11 protein-coding genes are annotated in these 13,319 nt (G+C 29.9%); 8 read left to right on the top strand and 3 right to left on the bottom strand.

What is annotated here, in order from left to right; all coding sequences use genetic code 11:
• The first annotated feature begins 348 nt into the window (after positions 1-348).
• The 5 genes from FNZ64_RS02005 (at position 349) to pepT (ending at position 6,009) form a co-directional block, all read left to right on the top strand.
• Positions 349-1,542, top strand: coding sequence for a glycine C-acetyltransferase (locus tag FNZ64_RS02005; protein ID WP_142413206.1), 1,194 nt, complete (start codon positions 349-351; stop codon positions 1,540-1,542).
• Positions 1,543-1,654: 112 nt separating this feature from the next.
• Complete coding sequence (locus FNZ64_RS02000) at positions 1,655-2,605, top strand: L-threonine 3-dehydrogenase (protein ID WP_142413205.1); 951 nt, start codon at positions 1,655-1,657, stop codon at positions 2,603-2,605.
• A gap of 290 nt (positions 2,606-2,895) precedes the next feature.
• Positions 2,896-3,525 carry an endonuclease III gene (nth, locus tag FNZ64_RS01995; protein WP_142413204.1) on the top strand — a complete coding sequence of 210 codons (630 nt, stop codon included), beginning with the start codon at positions 2,896-2,898 and terminating at the stop codon, positions 3,523-3,525.
• A gap of 62 nt (positions 3,526-3,587) precedes the next feature.
• Complete coding sequence (locus FNZ64_RS01990; RefSeq protein WP_142413203.1) at positions 3,588-4,763, top strand: NAD(P)-dependent malic enzyme; 1,176 nt, start codon at positions 3,588-3,590, stop codon at positions 4,761-4,763.
• A gap of 19 nt (positions 4,764-4,782) precedes the next feature.
• Positions 4,783-6,009, top strand: coding sequence for a peptidase T (gene pepT, locus FNZ64_RS01985; protein WP_142413202.1), 1,227 nt, complete (start codon positions 4,783-4,785; stop codon positions 6,007-6,009).
• A gap of 474 nt (positions 6,010-6,483) precedes the next feature.
• On the opposite strand, the gene FNZ64_RS01980 is transcribed toward pepT, so the two are convergent.
• Entirely contained in the window at positions 6,484-7,716 is a 1,233-nt protein-coding gene (locus tag FNZ64_RS01980; protein WP_243129173.1) for a S1C family serine protease, read from the bottom strand.
• A gap of 251 nt (positions 7,717-7,967) precedes the next feature.
• Here FNZ64_RS01980 and FNZ64_RS01975 point away from each other — a divergent pair, with 251 nt between their 5' ends.
• Positions 7,968-8,165 (top strand): hypothetical protein, encoded by a 198-nt coding sequence (locus FNZ64_RS01975; protein ID WP_142413201.1) that lies wholly within the window; start codon positions 7,968-7,970, stop codon positions 8,163-8,165.
• Between the two features lie 101 nt (positions 8,166-8,266).
• Here the strand turns inward: FNZ64_RS01975 and FNZ64_RS01970 are convergent, their stop codons facing one another.
• Positions 8,267-8,869 carry a type II toxin-antitoxin system VapC family toxin gene (locus tag FNZ64_RS01970; RefSeq protein ID WP_142413200.1) on the bottom strand — a complete coding sequence of 201 codons (603 nt, stop codon included), beginning with the start codon at positions 8,867-8,869 and terminating at the stop codon, positions 8,267-8,269.
• Between the two features lie 378 nt (positions 8,870-9,247).
• On the opposite strand from FNZ64_RS01970, the gene FNZ64_RS01965 reads away from it, so the two are divergent.
• The gene (locus FNZ64_RS01965) at positions 9,248-10,603 is read left to right on the top strand and encodes an MATE family efflux transporter (RefSeq protein ID WP_142413199.1); all 1,356 of its coding nucleotides are present in this window, start codon (positions 9,248-9,250) and stop codon (positions 10,601-10,603) included.
• A gap of 56 nt (positions 10,604-10,659) precedes the next feature.
• Here FNZ64_RS01965 and FNZ64_RS01960 read toward each other — a convergent pair whose 3' ends face one another.
• Complete coding sequence (locus tag FNZ64_RS01960; protein WP_142413198.1) at positions 10,660-11,301, bottom strand: RusA family crossover junction endodeoxyribonuclease; 642 nt, start codon at positions 11,299-11,301, stop codon at positions 10,660-10,662.
• 913 nt (positions 11,302-12,214) lie between these two features.
• Between FNZ64_RS01960 and tsaD the strand changes: the two genes are divergently transcribed.
• Positions 12,215-13,237, top strand: coding sequence for a tRNA (adenosine(37)-N6)-threonylcarbamoyltransferase complex transferase subunit TsaD (gene tsaD / locus FNZ64_RS01955; protein WP_142413777.1), 1,023 nt, complete (start codon positions 12,215-12,217; stop codon positions 13,235-13,237).
• Positions 13,238-13,319: the final 82 nt, after the last annotated feature.

The raw sequence follows: 13,319 nt of genomic DNA, 5'->3' as shown, positions 1-13,319 counted from the left end.
ACTTCTGTATATTAATGGTGGAAGTATTAGAGAATTATGTTCATGGATAAGGATTTCGCATAAGGGATAATGACTTCTAAGGAGGGAACTCCTAAGAAGTCTGTTAATAAGCTTCAGAGGGAATAAAAACTCCCTCTGAATCCAAGAACTCTGTTTATTTAGATATTTAATATACTTAACTTTGACAATATTAAAACAAATCATTGAAAAAATAGCAAGAATGGAGTATAGTAATTTTAGAAATGCAATTTTTGATGCAAAAACATATTAAATTATAATATCATTGAAAATAATGATAAATAAATTTTTAGCTTTAATAAAATCAAAACTATATTTGGAGGTGTTTTAATGTCTAGTAAAACTTTAGAAAAATTCTTAAAGGAAAATTTAGAAGACTTAAAACAAAAGGGATTGTATAACGTTATAAATCCATTACAAAGTGCTAATGGAGCTATTATAACAATTGACGGAAAAGAATTTATAAATCTTTCATCAAATAACTATTTAGGATTAGCTACTCACCCAAGAATGATTGAACAAAATATAGAAGCTACTAAAAAATACGGGGTTGGTGCAGGGGCTGTTAGAACTATTAATGGAACTTTACAAGTTCACATAGAACTTGAAGAAAAACTTGCAGAATTTAAACATACAGAAGCTGCTATCGCATTCCAATCAGGATTTAATTGTAATATGGCAGCAATTCAAGCTGTAATGGATAAAAATGATGCTATATTATCTGATGAATTAAATCATGCATCTATTATTGATGGATGTAAATTATCAAGAGCTAAAATCATAAGATTTAATCACTCAGATATGAAGGATTTAAGAGAAAAAGCAAAGGAAGCAAAAGAATCAGGCTTATATAATAAAATAATGGTTATAACTGATGGTGTATTCTCAATGGATGGAGATATTGCAAAACTTCCTGAAATTGTAGAAATAGCAGAAGAATTTGACTTAATAACTTATGTAGATGATGCTCATGGTTCAGGTGTTTTAGGTAAAGGGGCAGGAACAGTTAAACACTTTGGACTTTCTGATAAAATCGATTTCCAAATAGGTACATTATCAAAGGCTATTGGTGTAGTTGGTGGTTATGTAGCAGGTAAAAAAGAACTTATTGACTGGTTAAAGGTTAGAGGCAGACCATTCCTATTCTCAACTTCTCTAACTCCAGGAGCAGCTGCATCTTGTATAGAAGCTATAAATATATTAACTGAAAGCACTGAGCTTTGGGAAAAACTTTGGGAAAATGGAAACTACTTAAAGAAGGGCTTAAAGGAGCTAGGATTCAACATTGGAAACAGTGAAACACCAATTACTCCATGTATCATAGGAGAAGAGTCAAAAGCTCAAGAATTTAGTAAGAGATTGTATGAAGAAGGGGTTTATGCAAAATCAATAGTATTCCCAACAGTTCCAAAGGGAACAGGTAGAGTTAGAAATATGCCAACAGCAGCTCATACTAAAGAAATGTTAGATAATGCTCTAAAAGCTTATGAAAAAGTAGGAAGAGAAATGGGGATTATTAAGTAGAATATAATAAGTAATATGTTTTACGTCTCTTTATATTCAGTTTCAAAATATAGAGATATTAGAATTTTAGAGACGTAAGACAAAACAAACTCAATATTTGGGAGGAATCATAATGAAGAAAATATTAGTTACAGGCTCATTAGGACAAATAGGTAGTGAACTTGTTGCGAAATTAAGAGAAGTTTATGGTACTAGCAATGTAATAGCATCAGATATAAGAAAACCAGAGGGAAATCCTACTGTTGAAGGTGGACCATTTGAAATTTTAGATGTATTAGACGGTAAGAAAATGGCTGAGGTGGTAAGAGATAATAAGGTGGATTCTATAATTCATCTAGCAGCGTTATTATCAGCTGTTGCAGAAGCAAAACCACAATTAGCATGGGAAATTAACATGGGTGGATTAGTAAATGCATTAGAAGTTGCAAGAGAAGAAAAGTGTCAGTTCTTTACACCAAGTTCTATAGGAGCATTTGGAGAGTCAACACCAAAAGTTAAAACTCCACAAGATACATTACAAAGACCAGGAACTATGTATGGAGTTACAAAGGTTTCAGGAGAATTATTATGTGACTACTACTTTAAGAGATTTGGAGTAGATACAAGAGGAGTTAGATTCCCAGGTTTAATTTCATATGTTGCACCTCCAGGGGGCGGAACTACAGATTATGCTGTAGATATATATTATGAAGCATTAAAAAACAAAGCTTATACAAGCTATATAGCAAAAGGAACATATATGGATATGATGTATATGCCTGATGCTTTAAATGGTATAGTTAATTTAATGGAAGCAGATCCAGCTAAGTTAAAGCATAGAAATGCATTTAACATTACAGCTATGAGTTTTGAGCCAGAACAAATTGCAGCAGAAATAAGAAAACATATTCCAGAATTCAAAATGGATTATGATGTAGACCCAGTAAGACAGGCTATTGCTGAAAGTTGGCCAGATTCAATAGATTGCACTGCAGCTAAAGAAGAATGGGGCTTCAAAACTGAATACGATTTAGCAAAAATGACTGCTGATATGTTAGAAAAATTAAAAGCAAAAGGAATTTAGAAGTCCTTATCCGGGGACATAGCTGCTCTTTACTTCTATTTTTAAAAATATGGAAGTATTAGAGCAGATAGTCATCAGATAAAATAATAATAGAGCTTGAAGTTGCATTTTTATGTACTCGAGCTCTTTTATTTGAAGAATTAGCATTTTTGCTTAAAAAGTTAGTTGATTTACCTGAATTTTGCCTTTGGAATTAACCTAAAGTTTCTTTTCTTATAATAATTATTATTACTTGTGTTATAATAAAGGAAATTATATAGGTTTCAATAATATAAAACAAAGGTGATAATATGGATAAAAAAGAAATAGATATAGTAATAGATATTTTAGAGAATACTTATAAAGGGGCTAAATGTGGGTTAGATTTTGAAACTCCATATCAGCTTTTAATCTCCACAATATTATCTGCTCAATGTACAGATGAAAGAGTAAATAAGGTTTGCGGAGAACTTTATAAAGACTATGGAACTCCTGAGAGCATAAATTCTCTAAGTGAAGAAGAATTAGGTGAAAAGATAAAGTCTTGTGGATTTTACAAGAATAAAAGCAAGAATATATTAGGGGCTACAAATATAATAATAGAAAAATATAATGGTAAAATACCTAACACTATGGAAGAACTTATTGAACTTCCAGGTGTGGGCAGGAAGACAGCAAATGTAGTATTATCAAATGCATTTAATATACCAGCTATTGCTGTGGATACCCATGTTTTTAGAGTATCTAATAGGATTGGTATAGCAAAGGGAAAGACCGTGGAAAAAGTGGAAGAACAATTAATGGAGAACATTCCTAAGGAAAAATGGAGTGATGCTCATCACTATTTAATTTGGCATGGAAGAAAGATATGTAAGGCAAGAAAACCAAATTGTGAAATATGTCCTATGGTACCTCATTGTGAGTACTATAGAAGTTTATAAATTTTTTTACAAAATCTCTTTATAAAATTAATAATAATACATTAATTAGGAGGAATATGATTATGTCATACGGTGAAAAAGCATTACAAGTACATAAGGAAAATAAGGGGAAACTTGAAGTTATAAGTAAGATAAAAGTAGAAACTAGAGAAGATTTAGCAGTTGCATACACTCCAGGTGTTGCAGAGCCTTGTCTTCAAATTGCAAAGGATAATGATAAAATTTATGATTATACAATAAAGAGTCATACAGTGGCAATAGTAACTAATGGAACTGCGGTTTTAGGATTAGGTAATATAGGAGCAGGAGCAGGCTTACCAGTTATGGAAGGAAAGGCTTTATTATTTAAGGAATTTGGAGATATAGATGCTTTCCCAATTTGTATAGACTCACAAGATCCAGAGGAAATCATTAAAACAGTTAAATTAATTCAACCAGTATTCGGAGGAATAAACCTAGAAGATATAAAAGCTCCAGAATGCTTCTATATAGAAGAAAGATTAAAAAAAGAATTAGATATACCAGTATTTCATGATGACCAACATGGAACAGCAATTGTTACTTTAGCTGGATTATACAATGCTTTAAAAATCACTAAAAAATCTATAGAAGAAATAGGCATAGTAATAAATGGTTCAGGAGCAGCAGGTGTAGCAATTTGTAAGCTTCTTTTAAATGCAGGAGCAAAAAATATAATAATGTGTGATAGTAAAGGTGCTATAGTAGAAGGCGCTGAAAATTTAAATTCTTCTAAGGCTGAAATTGCCAAAATTACTAATAGAAATCATGAAAAAGGTGCATTAGGAGATGTTATAAAGAATAAAGATGTATTTATAGGGGTTTCAGCACCAGGAGTATTAACAAAAGAAATGGTTAAGAGTATGAATAAGGATGCTATAATATTTGCTATGGCAAACCCAACACCAGAAATTATGCCAGATGAAGCAAAAGAAGCAGGTGCTAGAGTAATAGCAACAGGAAGATCAGATTTCCCAAATCAAATAAATAATGTTCTTGTATTCCCTGGAATATTTAAAGGAGCATTAAAGGTAAGAGCAAGTGAAATAACTGAAGACATGAAGCTTGCAGCAGCTAGAGCCGTAGCTAATTTAGTAAAAGAAGAGCAATTAAATGAAGAATTTATAATTCCATATGCTCTAGATAAAACAGTGGCTGATTCAGTTGCTAAAGAAGTAGAAAGAATAGCCATTGAAACAGGAATAGCTAGAATAAAATAATTAAAAGGGGATATGTCAAATGTCAAGATTAGTTAAAAGATTTTTACATTATGTATCTTTTGATACTCAATCAGACCCAAATTCAACTACTTTCCCAAGCACAGAAAAACAATTTGTATTAGCAAAGGAAATAGCAAAAGAATTAGAAGAAATAGGTATGAGTAATGTATCTGTAGATGAGAATTGCTATGTTATGGCTGAACTACCAGCTAATACTGACAAGGATATTCCAACTATAGGATTTATAGCACATATGGATACAAGTCCTGAAATGCCAGGAAACAACGTTAAACCTCAAATAGTTGAGAATTATGATGGTGGAGACATAGTATTAAATAAAGAAAAAAATATAATCTTATCACCAAATGATACACCAGACTTAAAGAAATATGTGGGTAAAACACTAATTACAACAGATGGCACAACTTTACTTGGAGCAGATGATAAGGCTGGTATAGCTGAAATTGTAACAGCTATAGAGTATTTAATTGAAAATCCACAAATAAAACATGGTAAAGTAATGATTTGTTTTACACCAGATGAAGAGGTAGGAAGTGGAGCAGATCACTTTGATGTTAAGAAGTTTGGAGCAGATTTTGCATATACTTTAGATGGAAGTGAAGTTGGGGAATTTGTATACGAAACTTTCAATGCTGCAGGAGCAAAAGTTCTTATTCATGGAAATAATGTTCATACAGGATATGCAAAAGGTAAATTAGTAAACTCAATATTTATAGCTCAAGAATTTATAGATATGCTTCCAAAAGAAGAGAGACCAGAAAAAACTTCAGGATATGAAGGATTTTATCACATTGACATTATAGAAGGAAATGTTGAAGAGAGCAAACTTGAATATATAATAAGAGATTTTGATAAAGCAAAATTTGAGCAAAGAAAAGAAACCATGAAAAAAGTTGGGGAAGAATTAAATAAAAAATATGGTGAAGGCACAGTAGAAGTAGAAGTTTATGATCAATACTACAATATGAGAGAAAAATTAGAGCCTGAAAAACATATTATCGATACAGGAATTCAAGCTGTTAAAGAAGTTGGATTAGAGCCAATTATTCAACCTATAAGAGGTGGTACAGATGGTGCTAGACTATCCTTTATGGGATTACCAACACCAAATATCTTTGCAGGTGGACAAAATTTTCACTCAAAATATGAATTTGTACCTGTTTTTGCAATGGAAAAGGCAACTGAGGTAATTGTTAAAATTGTAGAACTATATGCTAACAAATAAAATATAAGTAAGTTAAAGACTGTGTTAGGAGTAAATGTTCATATGAATGTCACTTCATCACTGATTCGCTAAGTTAAGGATTCCTATTATTTCTTCCGTAAATATTACTAAAGTTTTAAAACTCGCTTCGCTCAAACATTAAAACTTTTTAACGTAATATTTACTACAGAAATAATGGAATTCTAAAACTTATCTCATAGGTGATTACGTGATCATTATATGAACAAAATCTTTGACACAGTCTTTAACTTTAGACAAGACTTTCTTAGAGGCAATGTTAATATGAATGTCACTTCATCACATGGACAAAATCTATAAGAAAGTCAAATTAAAAAGAGCTTAACTTTAAAGAATTTTCTTTAATAGTTAAGCTCTTTTATAAAGTTTATATTTTGAAAGGGATTTAGGGAACAAATACATTTATAATAATTTTTAAATTTAGGGGGAACAAAAATTCATTGATTATAACTCTAGTTATTGTGCTTCTAATTTTAATTTAAGTGAGATTTCTTTTTTATCCCTATAAACCTTTAAGCTTATCTCATCTCCACTTTTGTGTTTTTGTTTTATTTTATCTAATTCTTCCATGGAAGTAACTTTCTTTCCATCCATAGATAATATTATATCTCCAGGGGCTAAACCAGCTTTTTCACCTGGACCATATTTAATTACATCTGAAATAAAGACACCTATAGGAATTTTATAATACTTAGAGTCGTCTTCTGTTACTGTTCTTCCTAATATGCCTAACATTAATTTAGGAGTCATTAAGCTTTGGATTTTAGGTTTAATTTGATTTATTGGTATAGCGAAACCTAGACCTTCAATACCATTTCCAACTCTTTTCTCTGTATTGATACCAATTACTTGGCCCTTAGCGTTTACTAGAGGACCACCACTATTACCAGGGTTAATAGCAGCGTCGGTTTGTATAAGTTTTAAGTCTTTATTTCTTTCATCAATATTTCTATTTACTGCACTTATAACTCCGCTAGTTACAGAACCTAAAAGTTCTTTTCCAAGAGGATTTCCGATAGCAACAGCTGTTTCTCCTATGGATATATCATCTGAATCACCAAATTCACCCACAGCAGGAACATCAACTTTTTCAGTGATTTTTATTACTGCCACATCATAGCTAGGATCAGAGTTTACAAGTTTTGCAGCAACTTCTTTACCATTATTAAAGATTACTCTTATGGTTTTTGCACCTTCAATAACGTGGTTGTTAGTTAATATATAACCTTCTTTATCAAATATAATACCAGATCCTAAGCCTTCAGGTTGTTCAAATTCAAATCCTAAACCGGAAGCTTTAGGAAATCCTTTAGTTGAAACCCCAACTACAGCAGGACCTACTTTTTTAGCAATATCTACAACTGACATTTGACCTAAAGTACTAATTGTAGTATTTTTATTTTGAGATTTTTTACCTTCTCCTCCGGTTATATTTTCTTTTTGTACTAAGCTAGAATTATTTTTCATGTAGTTTATGGTAGCAATTGAGGATGCCACACCTCCTAAAGTAGTGCACAACACTCCTATCAATACATAACTTAAAATTCTGCCAAATTTTTTCTTAGGTTTAATTCTATTATTCTCCTCTGAATAAAAGTTGTTATCCATAGAATAGCTTTTAACCTCCTCATAATCGTCTTTTACTATATTATAATTATTATTATCATTATCCTTGGAAGATATACCCATAATAGTTGCCTCCTTTATAAAATAAATAAGTTTATTTTTAAGTTTTCTTTAATTTAATAATAAAGGTCTATTGTGACAACTAAGTGACAAAATTAAAAAAAAGTTTTAATTAATTTGTTAATAAATTAGAATATTAATTATTTTTTTTCACAATATAAGCATAGAGGTTTAAAACACTACTAAGATATATTAAAATACATTGATATATTTTTAGATTTTAGTGGATTTTATATAATGGGAGAGTGAATATAATGGATTTAGATACAAGGGATATGTTAAAGAAAAAAATATTAGACTGCCAAGAAAATGTTAGAGATTTTCAAATGTTTTCAAAGAGAATAGAAAGCAATGGAACTTCTGAAGATAGGGAAGTTGCAAAAACATTTAAAGAGTTTGCTGAAGACTCAGCTATGCAAGCTAGAAAATTAAAAGAGTTTTTAGAAAGTTAAAAGGTTAAAAATTAAAAGATTAAGGATTAAAAAATCAAAATATTACAAGATTTAAAGTTTAAAAGATATAAAAGGTGTAAATTATAATATTTACACACCTTTTATATCTTTAATACTTTCACTGTAGTCTTTATATTATTTTCAAAATCACTATCTAAGGTTAGAAAGTACTTTATTCCATAATATTGTGAACATCCTAAATGGAAAGCGTCATTTACAGAGAGCATATTTTCTGTTATAAAATTTTTTGAAATATCAATAGAAGGTTTCGTGATGTTTAAATATTGAAATTTAAGTATTTGCTCTAAATAGGTATAGAGTTCAATGGATTTCTGAAAATAAATATAAAGCAAATCTTTTTTCCAAGGGTTTTTAGCAATATTATAGAAGTATTTATTAAAAGGTATATCTTTATACTTTTCAAACTTTCTATCTTTTATAATTCTTCTATGATGTTTATTAAAACATGCACAAATAAGATTTATATTTGATAGAGAATTTAAAGGAGTTACTTTCTCTGCTTTGTATTTCATATCTGTTAAAAAAAGTTTTTTAGTTATTTGGTTTATAGTCTCTGCAGCTGTCATATCAGTGACAAAAAGCTTACATTTCGATAACATAAGTCTGATTGCAAGATTAGAGCATTCTGTATTTTTAGGATCCTTATCATAAAGTAATGTTAAGATAAAACAGGTATCCATCATAATTGTAGTTGATTCATCAAATTTTACATTGTGAAAGGGATATTGTAAGATATCTATTTTACAATATCCTTTTAAATAATATAAAAACTTATGATGGAAACCTTAATATTTATATATTTTAACATAGTAATTCCCCTTTAAAATTTAATTCTATATATACTTATTATAATTATTTAAAATATATAACCTAGTAATTTTTATTAAAGAGATTTATTCTAAACTAAGAAACCTCTGTGAACTAGAAAAGTTTTATCTTTAAATAGAATAGACATAGTATTAATAGAGGGTTTAAAATGATATAATAAAATAGATTAACTATAGGTATTAGTTATAGAACATCTACTTGAGATAAAAATTGTTTTATAGGGAGGGATATGTATGGAGAAGGATATCATAGAAATAAGGAAAAAAGTTTTAAATATGATTCTCCCTATTACAGGGGAAAACATGCTTCAAATGGCTGCAGGATTTGTTTCTATGGCTATGATAGGAAGAATAGAAGGATATGCTGTAGCTGCTTTAGGTTTAAGTATGAGAGTGACTCAGCTTGTATGGGCAGTTTTTAAGGGGATTTCAACAGGTGCAGGAGTCTTTGTAGCACAAGCCTATGGTGCTGGTGATTATAAGAGAATAAAAGAAGTTATAATACAAACATTATTGTCAGGATTTATTTTGGTACTACTATTTCAACAGTTTATATTTTGGTGTGCAGAACCAATATTAAAATATATGTTTAATCCAGAACAGACCTTACTTATGAATTCCCTAACTCATTTAAAAATAGCTTCTATAGGATTGCCTTTTTTAGCTATAATGCTTATAGTTGGAGGGGTTCTTCAATCTATGGGGGATGCTAAGACTCCTATGAAAATTTCCCTAATAATGAATTTGTTAAATATAGTTTTTAGTTACATATTTATATTTGGTAAATTTGGAGTGGAAGGTTTAGGATTAAGGGGAGCTGCTATAGGACTTGTAATAGCTCAATTTATTTCAGCAATCATATGTTTATATGCAGTATTTTCTAAGAGAGAAGTTTTTGGAGTTAGAAAAAGGGAGGATTTTAGATTTGACTCACATAAGATAAAAGAAATATATGCCTTAAGTATACCAGCTTCTTTAGAATCTATATTTTGGCAAATTTCTGCCATAATACTAACTAATATAATATTATCTTATGGAGAAGTAGCCCTTGAAGCATATCAAGTAGGACTTCAAGCAGAATCAATATCATATATGCCTGCAGTTGGATTAGGTATAGCAGCTACTGCTTTTATAGGACAAACTGTTGGAGCTAAAAGACCAGATTTAGGTGAAAAATATATGAAGGAAATTTTATTTGAAACCCTATTAGTTACATCAATTAGTTCTATAGTATTAATATTTTTCCCAAAATACATAATGGGTATCTTAACAAATAAAAAAGAAGTTATTGATATTGGAATTAAATATCTGATTATTATGGGAATTGTTCAAATACCTCAAAATCTTTCAGGGGTTTATGGAGGGGCTTTAAAAGGAGCGGGATTTACTAAGATTCCTATGATAATTGTAGGAGTGGGAATTTGGGGAGTTAGAATTTTACTATCTTATTTATTCACTAAGTTTATTAAAGGTGACATATTTTGGATATGGGTTATTATTGCCATGGACTTAGTAGTTAGGTATTTCTTAAGTGTTATTTGGTATAAAAGCAAAAATAAAATTATATATAAAGAAGAAATAGAGGTATAAAAATACAAGCTATGTATAAGAGGATAACTGTAAAGGTTACTCATACATAGCTTTATTTAAAATAATTTTTTAAAGCAGTTTTTACATATTAAGGTTTGTCCCTTATTTGCTGAAATCATCTCGGAATTATTAAATTCTTTATTGCAAAGCTCACAAATATAAAGAGTAGATTTTATATTCTTTTCATTTTTACTTTTTTTATTAATAGTATTTTTGGTAATAGTATTTTTACTATTGGATGGAGGAGAATATAAAATTGGTTTTTCTTCTGTAGGAGACTTTAAAACAGTATATTCAATACTATAAACACTTTCTCCAAAAAGTTCTAATTCAAATCTTGGATTTTCCTTATCATAAAATTCTTCCACCATAATTCTTCTAATTTGAGCGTCATTTATTATAAGTCCGCTTTTTTCTATACCATCAAAAATGCTCTTTGTTATATTATTTGTATCAGGATGTCTTTTTTTACTTTTATAATAAACTTTTAATATGGCAATAACTGATTCTTCTATTACTATATTAGGATTTTGTGCTCTAGCTTTTAGGGCTATTTCTTCCTCATAAAGTGCATATCTATCATGATATTTTCCAGAATTATAAGGAAGTATGGCTCTTCCATTCATATTAAAAAGTTTAAAATTAGATTTAGAAATAGGAGATCCTTCTACAATAACTTTTGCATATGTATTTTTCATAAATCCCTCCTAGAACATACATTCTCTTTAAGGTTTAATTATAACATTTAAATAAGTAAGTGTAAAATCACACATAGTATAAGTTTAGAACTGCTGTGTTAGAGAAATTTATTCATATAAAAGTCACTTCATCACTGATTCGCTACGTTAATAATTTCTATTATTTCTTCCGTAAATATTACTAAAGTTTTAAAACTCGCTATGCTCAAACATTAAAACTTTTTTACGTAATATTTACTACAGAAATAATGAAATTCTAAAACGTACCTCATAGGTGATTACGTGATCATTATATGAACAAATTTCTAAGAAAGAGTTTTAATAAAAATACTGTATTAGAGGCAAGTGTTCATATAAAAGTCACTTCATCACTGATTCGCTACGTTAATAATTTCTATTATTTCTTCCGTAAATATTACTAAAGTTTTAAAACTCGCTATGCTCAAACATTAAAACTTTTTTACGTAATATTTACTACAGAAATAATGAAATTCTAAAACGTACCTCATAGGTGATTACGTGATCATTATATGAACAAATTTCTAAGAAAGAGTTTTAATAAAAATACTGTATTAGAGGCAAGTGTTCATATAAAAGTCACTTCATCACTGATTCGCTACGTTAATAATTTCTATTATTTCTTCCGTAAATATTACTAAAGTTTTAAAACTCGCTTTGCTCAAACATTAAAACTTTTAACGTAATATTTACTGCAGAAATAATGAAATTCTAAAACTTGCTCATAGGTGATTACGTGATCATTATATGAACAAAATTGTCTAGCAAGACTTTTAATAAAAAATAAGGCTGTGTTGGGGCAAATCTTCATATGAAAGTCGCTATTGAAGTAGTAAAACATATAAAGTATAATAAAGGATAGTCTTAATACATAGATTGAAAAGAGGTAATTATGATGAAAAGTGGTATGAAAATACTTTCTATAGAATCAAGTTGTGATGAAACTTCTGCGGCTATTGTGGTAGATGGAAGGCATGTGTTATCAAATGTTATATCGTCACAAATTAACATACATGAAAAGTTTGGTGGTGTTGTGCCAGAGGTGGCATCTAGAAAACATATAGAGGCTATTAGTTTAGTTGTAGAGCAGGCCTTAAACGAGGCTAAGATAACTATGGAGGATATAGATGCTGTAGCTGTAACTTATGGACCTGGGCTTGTGGGAGCACTTTTAGTAGGACTTCAATATGCAAAGGGTCTAGCTTATGCTCTTGAAAAACCACTTATAGGTGTGAATCATATAGAAGGGCATATATGTGCTAACTTTATTGAACATAAAGATTTAGAACCACCTTTTGTTTGTTTAGTTGTGTCTGGAGGACATACTTTTGTTGTATATATGAAGGATTATGGAGAGTTTGAAGTTTTAGGTCAAACAAGAGATGATGCTGCAGGAGAAGCCTTTGACAAGGTAGCAAGAGCTATTGGTCTTGGGTATCCTGGAGGACCTAAAATAGATAAGATTTCAAAAGAGGGAGATGCTTTTGCTATTAATTTTCCAAAGGCAAAATTCCAAGAGGAAACCTTAGACTTTTCTTTTAGTGGAATAAAATCTGCTGTTTTAAATTATCTAAATAAAAAGCAAATGAAAGGGGAAGAAGTGAATAGTCCGGATTTAGCAGCTTCTTTCCAAAGGACAGCTGTAGAGATGTTAACTGAAAATGCTATGAAGGCATGTAAAGTTAAGAATGTAGACAAAATAATAATTGCAGGGGGAGTTGCTTGTAATTCTAGTCTAAGAGAGAATTTAAATAGAGAGGGGGAAAAAAGAGGAATAAAAGTGTTATATCCTTCTCCTATACTATGTACAGATAATGCAGCTATGATTGGAAGTGCAGCTTATTTTGAATATTTAAAGGGAAGGGTAGCACCCTTAACTTTAAATGCTATACCTAACTTAAAATTAGGGGAAAGATAAGTTTCAGTATACAATAAAAAGTTTATATTAATATTTTCAATATAGGCATAGAAAAAAACTCTCTCCAATATTCTTCAATATA

Source organism: Hathewaya massiliensis (assembly GCF_902143515.1).
In the GTDB taxonomy this organism is placed as follows: domain Bacteria; phylum Bacillota; class Clostridia; order Clostridiales; family Clostridiaceae; genus Hathewaya; species Hathewaya massiliensis.
This window is presented reverse-complemented; position numbering and strand designations above follow the sequence as displayed.

Bases quoted from the DNA above. Each gene is read 5' to 3' on its own strand.
- FNZ64_RS01975 (WP_142413201.1), top strand. From the start codon at position 7,968: ATGGATTTAGATACAAGGGATATGTTAAAGAAAAAAATATTAGACTGC.
- nth (WP_142413204.1), top strand. From the start codon at position 2,896: ATGGATAAAAAAGAAATAGATATAGTAATAGATATTTTAGAGAATACT.
- FNZ64_RS01980 (WP_243129173.1), bottom strand. From the start codon at position 7,716: ATGGGTATATCTTCCAAGGATAATGATAATAATAATTATAATATAGTA.
- FNZ64_RS01990 (WP_142413203.1), top strand. From the start codon at position 3,588: ATGTCATACGGTGAAAAAGCATTACAAGTACATAAGGAAAATAAGGGG.
- FNZ64_RS02005 (WP_142413206.1), top strand. From the start codon at position 349: ATGTCTAGTAAAACTTTAGAAAAATTCTTAAAGGAAAATTTAGAAGAC.
- pepT (WP_142413202.1), top strand. From the start codon at position 4,783: ATGTCAAGATTAGTTAAAAGATTTTTACATTATGTATCTTTTGATACT.
- FNZ64_RS01960 (WP_142413198.1), bottom strand. From the start codon at position 11,301: ATGAAAAATACATATGCAAAAGTTATTGTAGAAGGATCTCCTATTTCT.
- FNZ64_RS02000 (WP_142413205.1), top strand. From the start codon at position 1,655: ATGAAGAAAATATTAGTTACAGGCTCATTAGGACAAATAGGTAGTGAA.
- FNZ64_RS01965 (WP_142413199.1), top strand. From the start codon at position 9,248: ATGGAGAAGGATATCATAGAAATAAGGAAAAAAGTTTTAAATATGATT.
- tsaD (WP_142413777.1), top strand. From the start codon at position 12,215: ATGAAAAGTGGTATGAAAATACTTTCTATAGAATCAAGTTGTGATGAA.
- FNZ64_RS01970 (WP_142413200.1), bottom strand. From the start codon at position 8,869: ATGATGGATACCTGTTTTATCTTAACATTACTTTATGATAAGGATCCT.